Source organism: Streptomyces sp. TSRI0281 (assembly GCF_001905125.1).
Lineage (GTDB): Bacteria > Actinomycetota > Actinomycetes > Streptomycetales > Streptomycetaceae > Streptomyces.
This window is the reverse complement of sequence record NZ_LWLE01000034.1, coordinates 250,943-269,066: the sequence shown is the minus strand read 5'-3', so window position 1 is coordinate 269,066 and position 18,124 is coordinate 250,943. Positions and strand designations below refer to the sequence as shown.

General features: G+C 71.9%; 20 protein-coding genes. 9 read left to right on the top strand and 11 right to left on the bottom strand.

Annotated features, from left to right (window positions below):
- Positions 1 to 50: 50 nt before the first annotated feature.
- Both A6A29_RS33110 and A6A29_RS33105 read right to left on the bottom strand, forming a co-directional pair.
- The gene (locus A6A29_RS33110) at positions 51 to 917 is read right to left on the bottom strand and encodes a TatD family hydrolase (RefSeq protein ID WP_073725901.1); all 867 of its coding nucleotides are present in this window, start codon (positions 915 to 917) and stop codon (positions 51 to 53) included.
- A gap of 225 nt (positions 918 to 1,142) precedes the next feature.
- Positions 1,143 to 1,547: a hypothetical protein gene (locus A6A29_RS33105; RefSeq protein ID WP_073725899.1), complete on the bottom strand. Its 405-nt coding sequence runs from the start codon at positions 1,545 to 1,547 to the stop codon at positions 1,143 to 1,145.
- Between the two features lie 415 nt (positions 1,548 to 1,962).
- Between A6A29_RS33105 and A6A29_RS46010 the strand changes: the two genes are divergently transcribed.
- The 5 genes from A6A29_RS46010 (at position 1,963) to A6A29_RS33085 (ending at position 5,970) form a co-directional block, all read left to right on the top strand.
- Positions 1,963 to 2,139: a hypothetical protein gene (locus tag A6A29_RS46010; RefSeq protein WP_198953461.1), complete on the top strand. Its 177-nt coding sequence runs from the start codon at positions 1,963 to 1,965 to the stop codon at positions 2,137 to 2,139.
- Between the two features lie 10 nt (positions 2,140 to 2,149).
- Positions 2,150 to 2,875, top strand: a complete 726-nt coding sequence (locus A6A29_RS33100; RefSeq protein WP_073725897.1) for a hypothetical protein — start codon at positions 2,150 to 2,152, stop codon at positions 2,873 to 2,875.
- Entirely contained in the window at positions 2,872 to 3,906 is a 1,035-nt protein-coding gene (locus tag A6A29_RS33095; RefSeq protein WP_073725895.1) for a DUF6895 family protein, read from the top strand. Before A6A29_RS33100 ends, A6A29_RS33095 begins: the two co-directional genes overlap by 4 nt.
- 76 nt (positions 3,907 to 3,982) lie before the next feature.
- Positions 3,983 to 4,906 carry a DUF6895 family protein gene (locus A6A29_RS33090; RefSeq protein WP_073725893.1) on the top strand — a complete coding sequence of 308 codons (924 nt, stop codon included), beginning with the start codon at positions 3,983 to 3,985 and terminating at the stop codon, positions 4,904 to 4,906.
- A gap of 68 nt (positions 4,907 to 4,974) precedes the next feature.
- Positions 4,975 to 5,970: a serine hydrolase domain-containing protein gene (locus A6A29_RS33085; protein ID WP_073726538.1), complete on the top strand. Its 996-nt coding sequence runs from the start codon at positions 4,975 to 4,977 to the stop codon at positions 5,968 to 5,970.
- Between the two features lie 171 nt (positions 5,971 to 6,141).
- On the opposite strand, the gene rsmI is transcribed toward A6A29_RS33085, so the two are convergent.
- On the bottom strand, positions 6,142 to 7,020 hold the full coding sequence (rsmI, locus tag A6A29_RS33080) for a 16S rRNA (cytidine(1402)-2'-O)-methyltransferase (protein ID WP_198953459.1): 879 nt from the start codon (positions 7,018 to 7,020) through the stop codon (positions 6,142 to 6,144).
- Positions 7,021 to 7,073: 53 nt separating this feature from the next.
- Here rsmI and A6A29_RS33075 point away from each other — a divergent pair, with 53 nt between their 5' ends.
- The gene (locus tag A6A29_RS33075) at positions 7,074 to 8,843 is read left to right on the top strand and encodes a dolichyl-phosphate-mannose--protein mannosyltransferase (protein WP_073725889.1); all 1,770 of its coding nucleotides are present in this window, start codon (positions 7,074 to 7,076) and stop codon (positions 8,841 to 8,843) included.
- Positions 8,844 to 8,968: 125 nt separating this feature from the next.
- Positions 8,969 to 10,606, top strand: coding sequence for a penicillin-binding transpeptidase domain-containing protein (locus A6A29_RS33070; RefSeq protein ID WP_073725887.1), 1,638 nt, complete (start codon positions 8,969 to 8,971; stop codon positions 10,604 to 10,606).
- Between the two features lie 119 nt (positions 10,607 to 10,725).
- On the opposite strand, the gene A6A29_RS33065 is transcribed toward A6A29_RS33070, so the two are convergent.
- Positions 10,726 to 11,301: a 3'-5' exonuclease gene (locus tag A6A29_RS33065; protein ID WP_073725885.1), complete on the bottom strand. Its 576-nt coding sequence runs from the start codon at positions 11,299 to 11,301 to the stop codon at positions 10,726 to 10,728.
- A gap of 69 nt (positions 11,302 to 11,370) precedes the next feature.
- Entirely contained in the window at positions 11,371 to 11,505 is a 135-nt protein-coding gene (locus tag A6A29_RS47695) for a hypothetical protein (protein ID WP_274535850.1), read from the bottom strand.
- 120 nt (positions 11,506 to 11,625) lie between these two features.
- On the opposite strand from A6A29_RS47695, the gene A6A29_RS33060 reads away from it, so the two are divergent.
- Both A6A29_RS33060 and A6A29_RS33055 read left to right on the top strand, forming a co-directional pair.
- Positions 11,626 to 12,147 (top strand): YbaK/EbsC family protein, encoded by a 522-nt coding sequence (locus A6A29_RS33060; RefSeq protein ID WP_073726536.1) that lies wholly within the window; start codon positions 11,626 to 11,628, stop codon positions 12,145 to 12,147.
- A complete protein-coding gene (locus A6A29_RS33055) occupies positions 12,144 to 12,995 on the top strand; it encodes a DMT family transporter (protein WP_073725883.1) in 852 nt (283 codons plus the stop codon). The genes A6A29_RS33060 and A6A29_RS33055 overlap by 4 nt, the downstream gene beginning before the upstream one ends.
- 19 nt (positions 12,996 to 13,014) lie before the next feature.
- Here A6A29_RS33055 and A6A29_RS33050 read toward each other — a convergent pair whose 3' ends face one another.
- The 6 genes from A6A29_RS33050 to A6A29_RS33025 form a co-directional block, all read right to left on the bottom strand.
- The gene (locus A6A29_RS33050; RefSeq protein ID WP_241838748.1) at positions 13,015 to 13,818 is read right to left on the bottom strand and encodes a hypothetical protein; all 804 of its coding nucleotides are present in this window, start codon (positions 13,816 to 13,818) and stop codon (positions 13,015 to 13,017) included.
- 11 nt (positions 13,819 to 13,829) lie between these two features.
- Positions 13,830 to 14,198: a hypothetical protein gene (locus A6A29_RS33045; RefSeq protein WP_241838747.1), complete on the bottom strand. Its 369-nt coding sequence runs from the start codon at positions 14,196 to 14,198 to the stop codon at positions 13,830 to 13,832.
- A gap of 368 nt (positions 14,199 to 14,566) precedes the next feature.
- Positions 14,567 to 15,136, bottom strand: a complete 570-nt coding sequence (locus A6A29_RS33040) for a MepB family protein (RefSeq protein ID WP_073725879.1) — start codon at positions 15,134 to 15,136, stop codon at positions 14,567 to 14,569.
- A gap of 51 nt (positions 15,137 to 15,187) precedes the next feature.
- Positions 15,188 to 16,120, bottom strand: coding sequence for a hydroxymethylbilane synthase (hemC, locus tag A6A29_RS33035; RefSeq protein WP_073725877.1), 933 nt, complete (start codon positions 16,118 to 16,120; stop codon positions 15,188 to 15,190).
- 52 nt (positions 16,121 to 16,172) lie between these two features.
- Positions 16,173 to 16,958 (bottom strand): SDR family NAD(P)-dependent oxidoreductase, encoded by a 786-nt coding sequence (locus A6A29_RS33030; RefSeq protein WP_073725875.1) that lies wholly within the window; start codon positions 16,956 to 16,958, stop codon positions 16,173 to 16,175.
- On the bottom strand, positions 16,955 to 18,118 hold the full coding sequence (locus tag A6A29_RS33025; RefSeq protein ID WP_073725873.1) for a serine hydrolase domain-containing protein: 1,164 nt from the start codon (positions 18,116 to 18,118) through the stop codon (positions 16,955 to 16,957). The genes A6A29_RS33030 and A6A29_RS33025 overlap by 4 nt, the downstream gene beginning before the upstream one ends.
- Positions 18,119 to 18,124 lie beyond the last annotated feature (6 nt).

Sequence of the window (18,124 nt, the reverse complement as noted above, 5' to 3'; positions counted from 1 at the left end):
CTTCGGCCCTTCGGTGCGCGCCCCCGGGGAGGAGCGCGCACCGGTGGGCCTCAGTAGTCGAAGGCCCGCGCGGTGTTGTCGTAGACCGCCGCGGCGAGCGTGTCCTCGTCGAGGCCCTTCACGGCCGCCATGGCCCGCAGGGTGACCGGGATGAGATACGGCGCGTTGGGGCGCCCCCGGTACGGGGCGGGCGTGAGGAAGGGGGCGTCGGTCTCGACCAGGACCAGTTCGGTCGGGGCGACGGCCAGCGCGTCGCGCAGCGGCTGGGCGTTCTTGAAGGTGACGTTGCCCGCGAAGGACATGAAGTACCCGGCGTCCGCGCAGATCCGGGCCATGTCGGCGTCGCCGGAGTAGCAGTGGAACACGGTCCGCTCGGGGGCTCCCGCGTCGGCGAGGACGCGCAGCACATCCGCGTGTGCGTCGCGGTCGTGGATGACGAGGGCCTTGCCGTGCCGTTTGGCGATCTCGATGTGGGCCCGGAAGGACTCCTCCTGGGCGGCCATGCCCTCGGGGCCCGTACGGAAGTGGTCGAGGCCGGTCTCGCCGACGCCGCGTACGTGGTCGAGTGCGGCCAGCGCGTCGATCTCCGCGAGCGCCTCGTCGAGCGCCGCCTTCCCGCCCGGCGCCCTGACCCCCTGCCGCGACCCGCCGTCGGGGTCGCCGTGCACGATGCGCGGCGCCTCGTTCGGGTGCAGGGCGACCGAGGCGTGCACGGCCGGGTGGGCCGCCGCGGTCTCGGCGGCCCAGCGCGATCCCGCGACGTCGCAGCCCACCTGGACGACGGTGGTGACGTTGACCGCCGCGGCCCTGGCCAGGCCCTCCTCGACGGTTCCGTCCTGCATGTCCAGGTGGGTGTGCGAATCGGCGACCGGAACCCGCAGGGGTTCGGGCAGCGGCGGGGCTTCCGTACGGCTCATGCCCACGATCGTACGAGGACGTGCGCGGCGCGCTCACCGGCGACGTGGGGCCGGACCGCCGACGACCGTGGACCGGCCCGCCCGGCACGTGGACCGGCCCGCCGGCCACGGGGTGGCCAGCGGGCCGACCGCGCGGAACCCGCACGCCCGCAGGAGTCGCGGTGACCGGCCGGTACGTCTGCCGGCGGTGGACCGGTACGTCTACCGGCGGTGGGCCCGGTGCGTCTACCGGCGGTGGAAGGGATGCAGCAGGTCGGACAGATGCCAGTGGTGCGATGCCGCCGGAGCCGCGGCGACCGCGGCCACCTCGTCCCCCTCGGCGGACGCCGCGGACCTGGAGGTCTTCGGGGTCTTCGGGGTCTTCGGGATCTGCTGGCGCTGGAGCAGCTGCTGCACGCTGGAGACCCGGCCGGACCGCATGATCCGGACCACATGGCCGCCGCAGTTCGTGCAGGTGGGAGTGGACAGCGGTGAGGGCACCCGCTCCCCGTCCGCCTTGTAGACCACGAAGGCATGGCCGGAGCCGTCGACGTGGTGCTCTATCTCGTAGGCCTGTTCCCAGCCGAATCCGCACCGCATGCAGGCGAAGGCGTACGCCTCATGCACGGTGGTTGCTGCGATCTCGCTCATACCTGCTCCTCTTGTCCGCCGGACAAGCACTCCGGGGATTGCCCGTCACTCTCCAGTGGACACCTCCGTATGGGCGGACGCACCAGCTCAGGGCCAGCATTGATGCGTTCTTGGCCTCCTTGGGCCGCCCTTTGCCCCCGCATGGCGCCGGACAGGGTCGCCCGTGACCGGCCGCGCACCGAGCGCCCTCGCGCGCCGCCTGCACCGGACTGAATGCGCCCTGCGCACTACCCCCCGGCCGAGTGAGCAGAATATGCATTTCCCCAGGCCATTGACTTACACGAGCCATAAGAATTCACATTCAATTGAATGAGTAAAGTTCTCGGTCGGCCTATCCGATTTGCGGCTTTACATTTCGCGTATTTCACTCGGACCGTACGCAGCACCCCACTTCCCACAGGACGGGGAACAACCCATGTTCACCACCGAATCCACTGCCACCGACATCGAGATCGACCTCGACGCGGCGCTCAACCCGGGCGAGGCCGAAGGCTTCTACCGGGACTCGCGCGAGTGCGCGTATCTCGCCCTCCTCGGAGGCGGCTCGCTCCTGCTGCTCGCGCCTCCGACCCCCCGCCCGAAGAAGGGCTAGTCGGTAGCACATGGACCAGTCACATGCCTCGTCCCCCCTTGCGGGTGCCGTGCATGACCTGGCAACAGAGGTGGTCCTCGCTCTTCGGAGCGGGGACCACCTCGCCATGGTTTGCGGCGCCGCCGGAATCGACGAGGGAAACCGGACAGGAATTGCCGCGGTACGCGTCATCGGAGCCGATCTGCTGCTGCCCAGTGTTCTGTACGGGCGCAATCCGCATCCCGGAGACATCGCCGTACTCCACCGTGCCGTGCGGGAATTCCCGCCCCGGCCCGACTCCTCGGACGCCACGGCCTGGAGCCACTGGGGCATGATGTCCGCCCTGCACCGGACGGCACCGGCCACCACCGCCACCACCACCGGACAGCCACCGTTCGCCGGGCACGGCACCGGCGAACCCGATGCGGCCTGGCTCGAAGCGGCCCCCTGGCAGGCCTTCACCCATCAGCTCTCGGTACTGGCCCCGCTCGCCGTCCCGGCCGCTTCGTCGGCCGTGCACCGGGCCGCCGCCCACCGGGTCGTCGACCTGTCCCGGGGGTTCGTGCGCGCGGTGCGGCGGCGCAACTGGCTCCAGGCGGCGGGAGCCGGCCGCTGGCTGGCCGCGCTGGACGGCCGGCCCGACAGCCTGGGCCTGGAGCGCGGGCTCGACTTCGTGGAGCTCATGGGCGGCCCGGACCCCCGGGTCACCCTGCATGTGCGGGCGGCCCGGCTCATGGCCGAGGGGCGGGCGCGGTGACGGCATCGGCGCCCGCCGACCTCGGCGCACAGCCCGGCGGTACGACGGGCGCGGCGCTGTCCGTGCTGCCCCGCGTACTGCGGCGGGCGCTCGGCTGGGCCGATGCCCACCGCTCGGGCTTCGTACTCCCCCAGGACGTACTGGAGCCGCACACCAAGGTCAACGACACGCTCAAACCCCTGGGCGAGCTGGCCCAGCTCTGCACCACGATCCGCCGCAGCACCGCCCCGGACACCCCGGAACACGGGACGTCCGGGGAACTCATCGCCTTCGCGTGGGAGCAGGTGCACGACGGCGACCTGCTGCTGGAGCTGCTGCGCGGCGAACCCTTCGCCGCGTACCCGTACGAGATCTACGCCGCCTTCGCCGGATACGGGCTGCGCCACGAGGGTTTCGAGCGCCTGGCCGGGACGCTCTCCTCGACCCGGGGCTGGGCCCACACCGAGCAGCACGCCAACCGGGAGCTCGGGCTGATCAACTCGGAGCGGCGGGTCGGCGCCGCCCCGCACACCGACCCGGGTCCGGTCCTCGCGCGCACCTGGCTGGGCGGGCTGTCCGAGCCATGGATGTTCGAGGGGCCCTCCGGCTACGCGCTGACCCACACCGTCTTCCACATCACGGACTGGTGCTGTGTCCCCGAGCGGATGCCCGCCGACATCGACGCCTATCTGCGGGCCTGGCTGCCCCCCTGGGTCGACGGCTGCCTGGAGAGCATGCAGTGGGACCTGACCGGCGAGCTGCTCGCGGTCGCCGCCGCCCTGCCGGGCCCGCCGCCCTCGGCGCTGCTGGACGCGGCCTGGCCCGCACTCGCCGCCGCACAGGCGCCGGGCGGCGCCGTACCGGAGACGGGTCCGCCGGTCTCTCCGGAGGATGCCCCGCCGGGCGGTGCGGGCCCCGGTCCGGACCCGTACCCCTTCCTCGCCTGCTACCACTCCACCCTGGTGACCGCGTTCGCCGCCGCGCTGTGCCTGAAGCGGCTCACCGCGCACCGGCCGGACGCCGCGACGGCGGAAGCCGGGGCCGCCGCATGAGCCGCGCCAGGCACCCCCGGCACACCAGCCACACGAGCCGCACCAGCCGCACCAGCCGCACGAAGGGAGCTGCCGCATGAGCGGCATCCAGCAGATCCATGACGTGGGCGCGCGGGCCCTGGGGTGGCTGTACGACCACCGGGCAGGCTTCCGGCTGGACGACGACCCGCCACCCGAGGTGGGTGTCCTGGACCGGTTCAAGCCGCTCGGCGAGCTGGCCATGATCAGCAAGGTCATCTTCCGGGAAGGGGTCGCCGGTTCCCGGCAGGCCGCCCTGGCGCGCAAACTCCTCGACCACGCCTGGCACGAACTGCTCGGCTCGGGAGCCCGGCTGGTCGACGGCCAGCGGCGCGAACCGCTCTGCCCCATTCCGATGGAGGTCTACGTACCGTTCCGGGAGCTGGGGTTCCGGGAGCCGTCCCTGGAGGCCGCCGTCCGGCTGAACCACCGGCTGACGAGCTGGGGCGCGCTGGAGGTCGTCCCGGTGCGCCGGCTCGGGCTCAGCGCCGTGGAGCGCCGCTTCGGAGTGGAGCCGAGCATGCCGGTCGACGAGGCGTACCGGCGCACCTGGCTGTCCCGGCGGCCCGAACCCTGGACCGTCGAGGGCAACATCGGCTACGACATCACCCACACGGTCTTCCATCTGACCGACTGGGGCGCGAACCCTGCCGGGCTGCCCGCCGAGGTGGCGGACTACCTCGCCCTCTGGCTGCCGGTGTGGCTGGACGACTGGCTCGACCTGGGCCGCTGGGACCTGCTGGGCGAACTGCTCGTCGTCGACGCCTGCCTGCCGCGGCCGACCCTGGACCCGGCCGCCTGGCAGGCGTTCGCCGGGGCACAGCAGCCGGACGGGGCGATGCCGGCGATCGGCGCCATGCCGGAAGGGGACGAGGAGTCGGTCTTCGACCTCGTCTACCACCCGACGCTGGTGGCCGCGTTCGCCTCGGCGCTGGCCCTGTCCCGCGCCCTGTCCGACCTCGCCGCCCCGGCCCCCGCGTGACGGCGCGGCAGGACGTCCGCCGGGTCCCCACCGAGCGTCCGTCCCGGGACGGCGACGAGAGGACCCGGCTGCTGGCGGACGCCGCCCGGACCATCGACTCGCCCGGCCTCGTGATCGCGCTCAGCCACCGGGGCCACCGCACCCTCCGGCACGGCGCCGTGCCGCCCGGCGACGTACCCCGCGACCGGCTCCACTACGAGCTCGGTTCCGCGTCCAAGCCCTTCACCGGGCTGCTGCTCGCCGCACTCGTCGCGGCGGGCCGGGTGCGGTACGAGGACTCGGCGGCCGGACTGCTGGCACCGGGCCACCCGGTGCATCCCGCCGTGCGCGCCATCACCCTGCGCCATCTGATCACCCACACCTCGGGCCTCCCCGGGGCACCGGCCGACTTCTACCCGCAGGCCCTGCCCCGGTGGTCCACCGCCCCGTACAGCGGCTACCCGGCCGACCGGGTCGTCCGGGCCTTCCTCCGCGCCCGCCCCCGCCACCGGCCGGGCACCCGCTGGCACTACTCGAACTTCGCGGTCTCCGTACTCGGGCACACCCTGGCCGCCGCCACCGGCACGCCCTGGGAGGCGCTGCTCCAGCAGGAGGTGCTGGGCCCGCTCGGGCTGGACGGCACGCGGCCACGCCCGGGGCCGCCGGGCAGCGACGCCGTGGGGCACCGGCGCGACGGCGGTCCGGTGCCCGCGCTGGACACCGGCGGGTTCACCGCCGCCGGAGCGGTGCGGGCGACACCGCTGGACCTGCTCACGTTCCTGGAGGCGCACCTTCCGGGTGCGGTCGCGCCCACGCGTCCGCTGGCCGCCGCCTTCGCGGAGGTACGGCGTCCGCTGCTGCGGCGCGGTCTGCGGCACGCCCACACGCACACGCTGACCTGGTTCCGCCATCCGTCACCGCGCGGACCGGTGTACTTCCACGCCGGAGCCACACTCGGGCAGCAGGCGTTCCTCGGCTTCCGCCCGGACACCGGCACCGCCGTGGCCGCCGTGACCACCCGGCGGGTGCACAGGACCGACCCGTTCATCGCGACCATCCACGGCCTGCTGATGGAACGCCTCTGACGTGTGCGCGGTCTGCAACGGTCGGGGCCTCGCGGGCGCGGACCGGCCGGAACCTCGCGGGCGCGGACCGGCCGGTGGCCTCGCCGGACCGGTCAGGGCCTCGCCGCACCGAACAGGTCAGGGCCCTCCCCGTACCGAACCGGCCAGGACGTCCCGAGCCTGATCGGTCCGTCAGGGCTTGGGGGTCCGCGCGGCGTTCTTGGCCGCGACGACCGCGTCGAACACCTCCCGCTTGGGCAGTCCGGCCGCCGCCGCGACCGCCGCGATGGCCTCCTTGCGCCGCTCCCCCGCCTCCTCGCGCACCTGCACCCGGCGCACGAGCTCCTCGGCGTCCAGGTCCTCGTTGCCGGAGTCCGTGGCGCCCTCGACCACGACGGTGATCTCGCCGCGCACCCCGTCCGCCGCCCAGACGGCGAGTTCGCCCAGCGGGCCGCGCTTCACTTCCTCGTACGTCTTGGTCAGCTCGCGGCACACGGCGGCCCGCCGGTCCGCGCCGAACACCTCGGCCATCGCGGCCAGCGTGTCGTCCAGCCGGTGCGGGGCCTCGAAGAAGACCATCGTGCGGCGCTCGTCGGCGACGTCACGGAGCTTGCCGAGCCGTTCGCCCGCCTTGCGGGGCAGGAAGCCCTCGAAGCAGAACCGGTCCACGGGCAGCCCGGACAGGGCCAGAGCCGTCAGCACCGCCGACGGGCCCGGCACGGCGGTGACCCGGATGTCCTTCTCGACGGCGGCGGCGACGAGCCGGTAGCCGGGGTCGGAGACGGACGGCATCCCGGCGTCCGTGACCAGCAGGACCCGCGCCCCGCCGGTCAGCGCCTCGACCAGTTCGGGCGTGCGCGCCGACTCATTGCCCTCGAAGTAGGAGACGACACGCCCCGTGGTGTGGATGCCGAGCGCCTGGGTGAGGCGGCGCAGCCGCCGGGTGTCCTCGGCGGCGACGACATCGGCCCTCTCCAGCTCGGCGGCGAGCCGTGGCGGGGCGTCCGCCACGTCGCCGATGGGGGTCCCTGCGAGTACCAGCGTTCCAGTCGTTCCAGTCACAACAGTCATCCTCCCAGCCCTGGCGGCACACCTCGCACAGATGCGTTCCCTACGATGGCGCGGTGACGAGTACCGCACCCGAAGCCCAGCAGGGCCACGACGCCGGGGATCAGCACGGCGAACAGCCGCATTCCTGGCAGCGGCGGCTGCGCCGTTTCGGCCATACGCCCCGGCCGGAGACCGGGCTGCGCGAGCGGCTGATGCCGCCGTACACCCGCCCGGGACCCCGGCTGTGGGCGGTGCTCGGGGTGCCCGCACCGCTCGCGGACCGGATCGTGCGCTGGTCCGCCTGGGGCGGTCCGCTGCTGGTGACCCTGGTCGCCGGGCTGCTGCGGTTCTGGAACCTGGGCAAGCCGGACGCGGTGATATTCGATGAGACGTACTACGCCAAGGACGCCTGGGCGCTGATCAACCAGGGGTACGAGGGGGCCTGGCCCAAGGACGTCGACAAGCTGATCCTGCAGAATCCGTCCGGGGTGAAGATCCCCGTCGAACCCGGCTATGTCGTGCATCCGCCGGTCGGCAAATGGATCATCGGGATCGGCGAGCAGCTCTTCGGCTTCACACCGTTCGGCTGGCGCTTCATGGTCGCGCTGCTGGGCACGGTGTCCGTCCTGCTGCTGTGCCGGATCGGCCGGCGGCTGTTCCGCTCGACGTTCCTGGGCTGTCTGGCGGGCCTGCTCCTCGCGGTGGACGGCCTGCACTTCGTGATGAGCCGCGCCGCGCTCCTCGACCTGATCCTGATGTTCTTCGTGCTGGCGGCCTTCGGGTGCCTGGTGATCGACCGCGACTGGGCCCGCCGGAAACTGGCCGCCGCGCTTCCGGTCGACGAGGAGGAGGGCGTGCTGCGCCCGGACTTCCGGATCGCCGAGGACCTGCGGCTGGGATGGCGGCCGTGGCGGATCGGCGCGGGCGTGATGCTGGGCCTGGCGTTCGCCACGAAGTGGAACGGCCTCTACATCCTGGCCGCGTTCGGCGTGATGGCGGTGCTGTGGGACGTGGCCGCACGGCGCACGGCGGGTGCTGTGCGTCCGTACCGGGCGGTGGCGCGACGGGATCTGCTGCCCGCGTTCGTCTCCACGGTGCCGGTCGCGATCGGCACGTACGTGGTCTCGTGGACCGGCTGGATCGTCACGGACAAGGGGTACTACCGCAACTGGGCGGCGACCGAGGGCCGGGGCGGCAGCTGGACCTGGCTGCCGGACTGGCTGCGCAGTCTGTGGCACTACGAGAACCAGGTGTACGACTTCCATGTCGGCCTGACCTCCGGGCACACGTACCAGTCCAACCCCTGGAGCTGGATCATCCTGGGCCGTCCCGTCTCGTACTTCTACGAGGAGACGAGCGGCTGCACGGAGTCCTCGACCGGCAAGTGCGCCGCCGAGGTGCTGGCCATCGGCACCCCGCTGCTCTGGTGGGCGGCGTGCTTCGCGCTGCTGTACGTGCTGTGGCGCTGGTTCTTCCGGCGCGACTGGCGGGCGGGCGCGATCGCCTGCGGGGTGGCGGCGGGCTGGCTGCCCTGGTTCCTCTACCAGGAGCGCACGATCTTCCTGTTCTACGCGGTCGTGTTCGTACCGTTCCTGTGTCTGGCCGTGTCGATGATGATCGGCGCCCTGCTGGGCCCGGCGGCGGGGACCGGGGCGAGAGCGGAACTGGGCCTGACGAGGGACGACCCGAACGGCGAGAGACGCCGGACGCTGGGGGCGATCGCCGCAGGCGTGCTGATCCTGCTGATCGTCTGGAACTTCATCTACTTCTGGCCGCTGTACACGGGGACCTCGATCCCGGAGGACTCCTGGCGCGACCGGATGTGGCTGGACACCTGGGTGTAACGCTCACCGATCAGCATTCCGGTCCGGTAACGACACCCTCACCAGCCGTCACCACCCCTTAGGGTTCTCGACAGCTCCCCTTTGAACACGTTCAAGGGGGACTCCTGGGGAGGGGGACTGCACAGATGCGCAGTGGAGCGAAGGTCGCCGTGGTCGGCGGAGTGTTCGTCCTGGTGGCCGGCGGTATCGGCTACGGGGCGTACAGCATGGTCGGGGGCGGCGACGGGGGCGGGGGCGGTACGGACACCAAGTCCGCGCCCCAGGAAGTGAAGACGGGACCGCTCAGCGAGGCGGAGATCACCGGGACGTCGAAGGACTTCTTCACCGCGTGGGCGGCCGGGGACGCGACGAGCGCCTCCGCACTCACCAACAACGAGTCGGCCGCCGCGCCGCTGCTCGCCGGATTCGCCGAGGACGCCCACGTCGGCAAGGCCGTGATCACCCCGGGCCCGGCGGTCGGCACGAAGGTGCCGTTCACGGTGAAGGCGACCGTCTCGTACGAGGGGAAGTCCAAGCCCTGGTCGTACGCCTCGGAGCTGACCGTGGTGCGCGGTGTGACCACCGGAAAGGCCCTGGTCGACTGGGCGCCCTCCGTGGTCCACCCGCAGCTGACGGAGGGCGCGACGCTGAGGACCGGCGAGTCCTCCACCCCGCAGATCGAGGCGGTCGACCGCAATGACAGGACGCTGACCAAGGAGAAGTACCCGTCGCTCGGGCCGATCCTGGAGACCCTGCGCACGAAGTACGGCTCCGAGGTCGGCGGCACGCCCGGTATCGAGACCTGGATCGAGAGCGCCGACAAGAAGGCCCCGGACAAGACGCTGCTGACCCTGGCCAAGGGCAGGCCCGGCAAGCTCCGGACGACCCTGGACGCCGACGCCCAGGCAGCGGCCGAAGGGGCGGTCAAGAAGTTCGGCCAGGCATCGGTGGTCGCCGTCAAACCCTCCACGGGTGCGATACGCGCGGTGGCAAACAACCCGGTGACCGAGTTCAACGTGGCGCTCCAGGGAAAGCAGGCGCCCGGCTCGACGCTGAAGATCATGACGGCCGCGATGCTGATCGAGAAGGGCCTCGCCACCGCCAACGGCGCGACGGAGTGCCCCAAGGACGTGATGTACCAGGGGAATTCGTTCCACAACCTCGACTACTTCGACCTGCCGGACGGCAGCACGTTCACCCAGAGCTTCGCCAAGTCCTGCAACACGGCCTTCATCAAGCTGATCGACGACACGAAGGACGACGCGGCCCTCGCCAAGGAGGCCCGGGACGTCTTCGGGATCGGCCTGGACTGGAAGACCGGCGTCGTCACCACGGACGGCAGCGTCCCGGAGGAGACCGGCGGCGTGGCCGCGGCCCAGTACATCGGGCAGGGCACCGTCCAGATGAACGTCCTCAACATGGCGTCCATCACGGCGACCGCCCGCAACGGCACCTTCCGCCAGCCCGTCATCGTCCCGCAGTCCCTGGACAACCGTCAGCTCGCCACCGCGTCCCGCTCCCTGCCCGCGCAGGTGTCCCAGCAGGTCACCCAGATGATGCGGGCGACGGCCGCCTGGGGCACCGGCAGGGACGCCATGGCCTCGGTCGGCGGCGACAAGGGCGCCAAGACGGGCTCGGCGGAGGTCGACGGACAGGGCACGTCCAACAGCTGGTTCACCGGCTTCAGCAACGACCTCGCGGCAGCGGCGGTCGTCCAGTCCGGCGGCCACGGCGGCGACGCGGCGGGCCCGGTGGTGGCGGACGTCCTGCGCGCGGACGGCTGACCCGGCGCACCCCTGCGGAACCGCCCGGCTCATCCCTGCGGAACCGCCCGGCTCACCCTTGCGCGATCGCCCGGCTCATCCCTCGGGAACCGGCCGGCCCACCCCCGCGGAATCTCGGCTCATCCCTGGGGAACCGGCCAGTCACCCCGCCCCGCGAGATCGAGCACCAGGGCGGCGATGTTCCACGCGTCGTCGTCGCCCCGGTGGTGGCGGCCCTCCAACGGGAGTCCGGCGGTCCGCAGTGCCTGGGCCATGCCGGGGCGTTTGCGCAGGCCGTACGAAGCGGTGAAGGCGACCTTCGCGTTGGTGTGACGGTGGCCGAAGGGGTACCGGGTGCCCGTGTGACGGCACTGGCGGGTGAACTGGTTGCGGTCGTAGTCGCCCCAACTGGCCCACGGGAGCTCGCCGGTCCGGTGCTCGGCGGCCAGCAGCCGGCATGCCTCGGCGAAGGACGGGCCCGCGTCCACCTCGGCCTGCGTCAGCCCGGTCAGCTCCGTACAGAACGGGCTGACCCGCGACTTGGCCGGCCGGACCAGCAGCCGGTGCTTGGCGACGCGTTCACCCGCGCGGAGATCGACCACGGTGAGCCCGATCTCGATGATCTCGCTCACCTGACCGGGCGGCGGCTGCCCGTCCCAGCAGGTCGCTTCGACATCGACGACGTTCAGCAGCGTCTCACCCGGGCCAAGGCTCATGGGGGCGAGGGTAGAAAGCCCTCGCCCCCACGTCATCCCGTTTTCACCGCCGGGCGGTGAACCGGCCCGCTACTCGGAGAGCTTGATCGAGTTGATCGGGGTCAGGTTCTGGTCCCGGTACGTCCACGACGCCAGCTTGGCACCGCAGTCGACTCCGTCGTAGCCCTCGCACGCCGCAGCCGGCGCGGACGCCCAACCGGCCACGGTTTGACCGAAAGCCGCCGAAAGGCCACTGAATGCCGCATGATCGGCCGCCCGCGCCCGGAGGGTGCGGCTCCGGAACCGCCTGGTGTGCGCCCGGCCCGGTTCAGTAGCGTGCAGCTCATGAGCACCCCCGAACCCTCCCCCGTGACCACCTCCGCGGCCCTCTCGTCCGACGCCCACCCCCGATTCGCCGAGGCCCTGCGCGAGCTGGGGCTCCAGGTCGAGGTACGCCGCTTCCCGGACGCCACGCGCACCGCCGCCGAGGCCGCCGCGGCGGTGGGCTGCGAGCTCAGCGAGATCGTCAAGTCGCTGATCTTCGAGGCGGACGGGGTGCCGGTACTGGTCCTGATGGACGGGTCCTCGCGGGTCGACGTGGAGCTCGTACGGAGCGAACTGGGCGCGGGGAAGGTCAAGCGGGCCGGGGCCGACCTGGTCCGCGAGACGACGGGGTACGCGATCGGGGGCGTACCGCCCTTCGGCCATGTGACCAGGACCCGGGTGCTGGCGGACCGCGGGCTGCTGAACCACGCGGTGGTGTGGGCGGCGGCGGGCACCCCGCACACGGTGTTCCCGCTCGACCCCAAGACCCTGATCGGCCACGCGGGCGCCACCGTGGTGGATGTGCGCGAGCAGACCGCGTGACCCCGCTGGTCGCCCTGGCGGTCCTCATAGCCGCGGTCACGCACGCCTCGTGGAACGCCATCGCGCACGCCATGAAGGACCAGCTCGTCTCCTTCACGCTGATCTCCGGGGGCGGCCTGCTGATCGGGGCGGTGGCCGCCCTGTTCGTCCCGTTCCCGGCGGCGGAGGCATGGCCGTACCTCTTCGTCTCGGCCGCCCTGCATGTGGCGTACATGCTGCTGCTGATGCGGTCGTTCACGCTGGGCGACTTCGGCCAGATGTATCCGATCGCCCGGGGCACGGCCCCGCTCGTGGTGACGGTCCTGGCCGCCGTCTTCGTCGGTGAACGCCCCGACGGCTGGGCCACGGCGGGCGTCGCGGTCGCCTCGGCCGGCCTGGTCGGGCTCGCCCTGTGGGGCATCCGCGGCTCCGGGAAACGCCCCCACTGGCCGGCGATCCTGGCGGCTCTCGCGACGGGTCTGGCGATCGCCGGGTACACCACGGTGGACGGGGTCGGGGTACGCGCCTCGGGCACCCCGCTCGGCTACATCGCGTGGCTGATGATCCTGGAGGGCCTGGCCATCCCGGCGTACGCGTTCTGGCGCCGCCGCACCGGACTCGTCGCCCAGCTGAAGCCGTACGCGGCACGGGGACTGCTCGGCGCTGCCCTGTCGGTCATCGCGTACGGCCTGGTCCTGTGGGCCCAGACCAAGGCCCCGCTCGCCCCGATCGCGGCCCTGCGGGAGTCCTCGATCATCGTCGGCGCGGCCATCGGCACCCTGTTCTTCAAGGAACGCTTCGGCGCCCCGCGCATCGCCGCCGCCGGTCTGATGGTGGTCGGCATCGGCCTGATGCTGCACACGAGTTGAGCACTTCGGTTCGGGTCGACTACGGCGAGGTGGCCGACGCGGAGACGGTGATGAGGGCCGGGTGGCCCGCTCCGGCGGCTCGCAGGGCATCGATGAAGATCTCGGTCGTCCAGACGGCCGCTTCCAGGGACCATTCGCGGGTGCGGCAGCGGTAGGCCATGGTCTGTCGCATCGCGCCGGTCTGGAGCTCTCCGGCCAACGGCAGCGCGAGCCCCTCCTGCCCCACCGGTCCTGCCGGTGTCGCCTCGACGGTCATCCTCCCGAAGGTGCGCTCCCGTGCCAGATCGCGGATTTCGGAAACGCGCCCGCTCAGGCCCCCCGATTCCCTGGCCGAGACCGTGACCACCATCTCGGCCCTGCCGTCCGGATCGGCGAGACCGAGCCAGTCAGCGGCGGCGGCGAGGTCGAAGCGACTGTCGGGGGCAAGCCGCACAGGTACCAGCACATGCAGGCCCGTGAGGCGGAATACCCCTGTGCGTCGAAGAGAGTCACTCAGCACGGTCGCCATCGGGAGGACAGGAAGCCGCTGCTCGCGCAGGTCCTCGGCAACGGAGACCTGGAGCCAGGCGAGCTGTCGGACGTTCCCGTCCTGGGTCCAGTCACCGCCTGCGTCGTTGTGCCCCCAGCGCTGGCCGCCCAGCTCCGAACCGCCGCTGAAGCGCGTGGAACTCCACCCATAGGCGGCGGCACGTTTCACGGCGAGACTGAAGACGTCCTCATCGAGGTCGTACTCGGCACTGACCCTCCCGAGCCACGGGTGCTGCTCGAAGATTCCGTGCATGCCGAGAATCAGGGTCGGATCCTCGGACCAGCCATCGTTCACCGTCGTCTCCCTCACAGTCCGGCGCCGCACGGATACGTCTTGGACGGTGTGTAGAGCTTGCTCGGAGAATCCCTGACGCCGATCACGTCGACATCGACGACGCTACGCCAGGTCGTCTTCGCCGTTCCTTCGCACGTCTTACGTGCATTGGCCCGGCGTGCGCTGCCGCCGCCCGGCTTGATGGTCTTGGAACTGGTCTCCACCGACTTCCAGTTGCCGCCCCCGTCCTTCGCTTGGAGCGACACCGTCACCTTGGCCTTGGTGCCGGGACCGGAGCCGTTCAACCACCATCCGTGGGCGGAGGCGGTCGGTGGCGGCGTACTGGAGAAATGGACGTAGTCGCCGGCGGTCTGGAAATCACCGATGACGTCGGACAGCACGCTGAGGGAATCCGGCGCCGGGGTATCAGCCTGGGCCTGGGCCGGAGCCAGGGACGTACTCGCGGCGAATGTGAGTACGAAAGCTGAAAGAGCAACAGACCTGCGCATACGAATCCTCCACGAAGGCTCTCGGCGAGAGCACTGACGCTGCCTGAACCATCCCCGTCGTCTTCAGGCACACCCGGTTCGTGCACATCGACCACCCATTCGATACGCCCCCGGATGGGTGACTGGCGGCCCTCGTAACAGGTCCGGCGATCGCCGGTTGCACCACGGCCGCCGCCGGTCTGATGGTGGTCGGCATCGGCCTGATGCTGCACACGGGTTGAGCACCCCGTACGGGCGACCGAGGCGGGTCGGCGCGCGCCTCAGGGGCGATACAGCGCCCGAGCGCGCCCGGTGTCGACCGGACCGTCCTCGCCGACCGGCAGAAAGTGGTGCAGCTGCCAGGTCTGCGTACTGCGGGCCTGGCGGTTCGTCGTCGTCGCCCACGGCGGGTAGACGCGGAACCCTCGCTTCCCGCCCGCGCCGTTCCTCGACACGATGTCCCGCTCGCAGAGCACCTCTCGCGGGAAGACGAACTGGCCGAAGTGCCGGTCGTCGCGGGTGCTGATGACGAACAGGTCGACGCCGTCCTCAACGTCGAAGGGCCGGATCGGGCCCTCCCCGGACCTCTTCCACAGGGTGACGAACTGACCGGCCTTCTTCGGGGTGGTCCTGGCCGCGCGGAACCTGACGGAGAGACCGTCCAGCGTGAATCCGTACGCCCCGTAGTCGGCGCTCTCCGCCTCCGCCACCGGCCGTGAGCAGCGGAATCCGCACGGGTCGTACACCCGCTCCTTCGCCGCGAGGAGATCGCCGTGGAGCGGGCCCCCGGAGGACCAGGGCGCAGGGTCCGGGGCGGGGATTTCCAGGGATTCCTCGTGGTTCGTCGTCATTGCTCCATGCTGCCATCGCCCCCGCCCCCGCCCCAGGAGTCGTACGGGCGGTCAGTGCGCGATGCCGTCGATCAGCTCCCGGGCGCCCTGACGCAGCAGGGTGACAGCGACGGATGTGCCGAGGGTCGCCGGGTCGAGCGGGCCGGCCCACTCGTGGGCGTTGAGGACGGTCTTGCCGTCGGGCGTGAAGACCTTGGCCCGCAGCGACAGGTCGCCGTTGCGCTCGACCTGCGCGTAACCCGCGATGGGACTGTTGCAGTGCCCTTGCAGAACGTGGAGGAACATCCGCTCGGCCGTTGTCTCACGGTGTGCCGCGAGGTCACCGAGCGCGCTCACGGCGTCGATCAGGGCGGTGTCGTCCTCGCGGCACTGCAGGGCGAGGACTCCGGCGCCGATCGGCGGGCACATCACGTCGGAGGACAGGATCTCGGTGATCACATCGGTACGGCCGATGCGCTCCAGTCCGGAGACAGCCAGCAGCAGCGCGTCGGCTTCCCCCGCGGCGAGCTTCTCCAGGCGTCGGTTCGCGTTGCCGCGCATCGGTACGCAGGCGAGGTGCGGGTGTGACGCGGCGAGTTGGGCGACGCGACGCACGGACGACGTTCCGACGCGGGTCCCGGTGGGGAGCTGGTCGAGGCGCACACCACCCGGGTGGATGAGCGCGTCGCGGATGTCGTCGCGCTTGAGGAACGCGGCGAAGGCCGTCCCGGCGGGCAGTGGCCGGTCCGCGGGGATGTCCTTGACGCAGTGCACCGCCAGGTCCGCTTCCCCGGCCAGGAGGGCGGCGTCCACTTCCTTGGTGAACGCGCCCTTTCCCTCGACCGCACTGAGGTCGCCCATCCACTTGTCGCCGGTCGTCCTGACCGGGACGACCTCGGTGCGGGTGGCAGGGTGGAGCGCGGCCAGCTCGGCGCGGACGCGTTCGACCTGGGCGAGCGCCATGGGCGAGTCGCGGGACACGATGCGGATCAGATCGGCGGACATGCAATGCACCATAGGCCGCCGCATACGCGGGTTCCCCGCGTACCGCCGCCCCCTACCCCTCCGAGACCGCCTTCCGGAAGCCCGTGTTGACGGCGAGCAGGCCGCCGTCGACGCGCAGGGTCGTGCCCGTGATCCAGGACGCCTCGTGGGAGGCGAGGAAGGCGACGGCGGACGCGATGTCGTCGGGTTCGCCGATGCGGCCGAGGGGGTAGAGGGCGCTGATCCGGTCCAGTTCGGCGTCGCGGCCCGCCCAGGCGGCGGTGCGGATCGTGCCGGGGGCGACCAGGTTGACGCGGACGCCTCGCGGGCCCGCGTGGCCCGCCAGGGTACGGGTCAGGCTGGCGAGGCCCGCCTTGGCGGCGCTGTAGGCGTGACCGCCGAAGTCCTGTTCGCCGTTGACCGAGCCGATGTTGACGATCGCGCCCCGGCCCGAGGCCACCAGGTGCGGCAGGGCGGCGCGGGAGCTGCGGTACGGGCCGGTCAGGGTGATGTCGAGGTCGCGTTCCCAGGCCTCGTCCGTCTCGTCCTCGAAGAGCGGGGTGTCCGTTCCGGCCGAGTAGGCGTTGTTGACCAGCACGTCCAGGCGGCCGAAGGCGGTGACCGCGTGGGCGACGGCCGCCTCGACAGCCCGGCGGTCGCCCACGTCGCAGGCCACCGACTCGGCGGTGCCGCCCGCCTCGCGTATCTCCGCGGCCGTGTTCCCCGCGCGGGCAGCGTGCAGATCGGTGACGAGTACGGCCGCGCCTTCGGCGGCCAGGCGGCGGGCGGTCGCCGCGCCGATACCCTGGCCGGCGCCGGTGATGAGGACACTGTGACCATCGAAACGTGCAGGAGTCATAGAGCCGACCGTACTGCTCTGACCAGTGCCTGGGCACGGGGGTCGGCGGTGACTCCCTTCTGCAGACCGTTCGTCACATAGCCCAGGGCGATGCCCGATTCGGGGTCGGCGAATCCGAGCGAGCCGCCCCGGCCGGGGTGTCCGAAGGAGCCGGGTGCCAGCAGCGGGGCGGCCGGGCCGTGCAGCATGTAGCCGAGGCCGAAACGGGTGTTCACGACCAGGACCCGGTCCGGTCCCGCCGATTCCTCGGTGCGGGCGAGGGTGAGCGTGGCCGGGGCGAACAGCCGGTGGCCGTCGACCTCGCCGATCATCGCGGCGTAGCAGCGGGCCAGTGCGCGGGCGGTGGCGATGCCGTTGGAGGCGGGGAGTTCGGCGGCCCGGTAGCCGGGGTCGTTCTCGTCGGGGAACGGGTCGATGGCGCCGAACGCCCGGCGGGTGAGGGAGTCCGGGTCGCGGTAGGCGTCGGCGACGGACCGCTTGGGGCGCACGCGCAGGGTGCCGCCGTTGACCTCGACGGGCGGGGGCTCGACCGGTCCGATACGGCCGATGCGGTGGGCCTCGTCGGCGGGGAGCCCGAACCAGAAGTCCAGGCCGAGCGGGCGGGCGATCTCCTCGGCGATCCAGCGGCCGATGGTCCGGCCGGTGGCCCTGCGCACCAGTTCGCCGATGAGCCAGCTGTAGGTCTGGGCGTGATAGCCGTGGTCGGTGCCGGGCTCCCACTGCGGGCGCTGGGCGGCGACGGCGCGCGGGCCGGACGTCCCGTCGGCGGCCTCCTCGGGGGTCAGCGCGCGGTCCAGGGCGGGCACTCCGGCCCGGTGGGCGAGGAGGTCGCGGACGAGGACCCGCTCCTTGCCGTTCGCCTTGAACTCCGGCCAGTACGTGCCGACCGGGGCGTCCAGGTCGACCTGCCCGCGCTGGTGGAGCAGCAGCGGTACGGCGGCGGCGATGCCCTTACCGGCCGAGCGGACGACCTGCACGGTGTCGACGGCCCACGGTTCGGTGCCGCCGACATCCCGCGTACCGGCCCACAGATCGACCACCTTGCGCCCGGCGCGGTACACCGTGACGGCCGCACCGCGCTCCCCGCGCTGTTCGAAGTTACGGACGAAAGCGTCCCCAACCGGTTCGAATCCGGGTGCCACCATGCCCCGTACGTCCACGCCTGC

Bases quoted from the DNA above. Each gene is read 5' to 3' on its own strand.
- A6A29_RS33110 (WP_073725901.1), bottom strand. From the start codon at position 917: ATGAGCCGTACGGAAGCCCCGCCGCTGCCCGAACCCCTGCGGGTTCCG.
- A6A29_RS33105 (WP_073725899.1), bottom strand. From the start codon at position 1,547: ATGAGCGAGATCGCAGCAACCACCGTGCATGAGGCGTACGCCTTCGCC.
- A6A29_RS46010 (WP_198953461.1), top strand. From the start codon at position 1,963: ATGTTCACCACCGAATCCACTGCCACCGACATCGAGATCGACCTCGAC.
- A6A29_RS33100 (WP_073725897.1), top strand. From the start codon at position 2,150: ATGGACCAGTCACATGCCTCGTCCCCCCTTGCGGGTGCCGTGCATGAC.
- A6A29_RS33090 (WP_073725893.1), top strand. From the start codon at position 3,983: ATGAGCGGCATCCAGCAGATCCATGACGTGGGCGCGCGGGCCCTGGGG.
- rsmI (WP_198953459.1), bottom strand. From the start codon at position 7,020: ATGACTGTTGTGACTGGAACGACTGGAACGCTGGTACTCGCAGGGACC.
- A6A29_RS33070 (WP_073725887.1), top strand. From the start codon at position 8,969: ATGCGCAGTGGAGCGAAGGTCGCCGTGGTCGGCGGAGTGTTCGTCCTG.
- A6A29_RS33065 (WP_073725885.1), bottom strand. From the start codon at position 11,301: ATGAGCCTTGGCCCGGGTGAGACGCTGCTGAACGTCGTCGATGTCGAA.
- A6A29_RS33060 (WP_073726536.1), top strand. From the start codon at position 11,626: ATGAGCACCCCCGAACCCTCCCCCGTGACCACCTCCGCGGCCCTCTCG.
- A6A29_RS33040 (WP_073725879.1), bottom strand. From the start codon at position 15,136: ATGACGACGAACCACGAGGAATCCCTGGAAATCCCCGCCCCGGACCCT.
- hemC (WP_073725877.1), bottom strand. From the start codon at position 16,120: ATGTCCGCCGATCTGATCCGCATCGTGTCCCGCGACTCGCCCATGGCG.
- A6A29_RS33030 (WP_073725875.1), bottom strand. From the start codon at position 16,958: ATGACTCCTGCACGTTTCGATGGTCACAGTGTCCTCATCACCGGCGCC.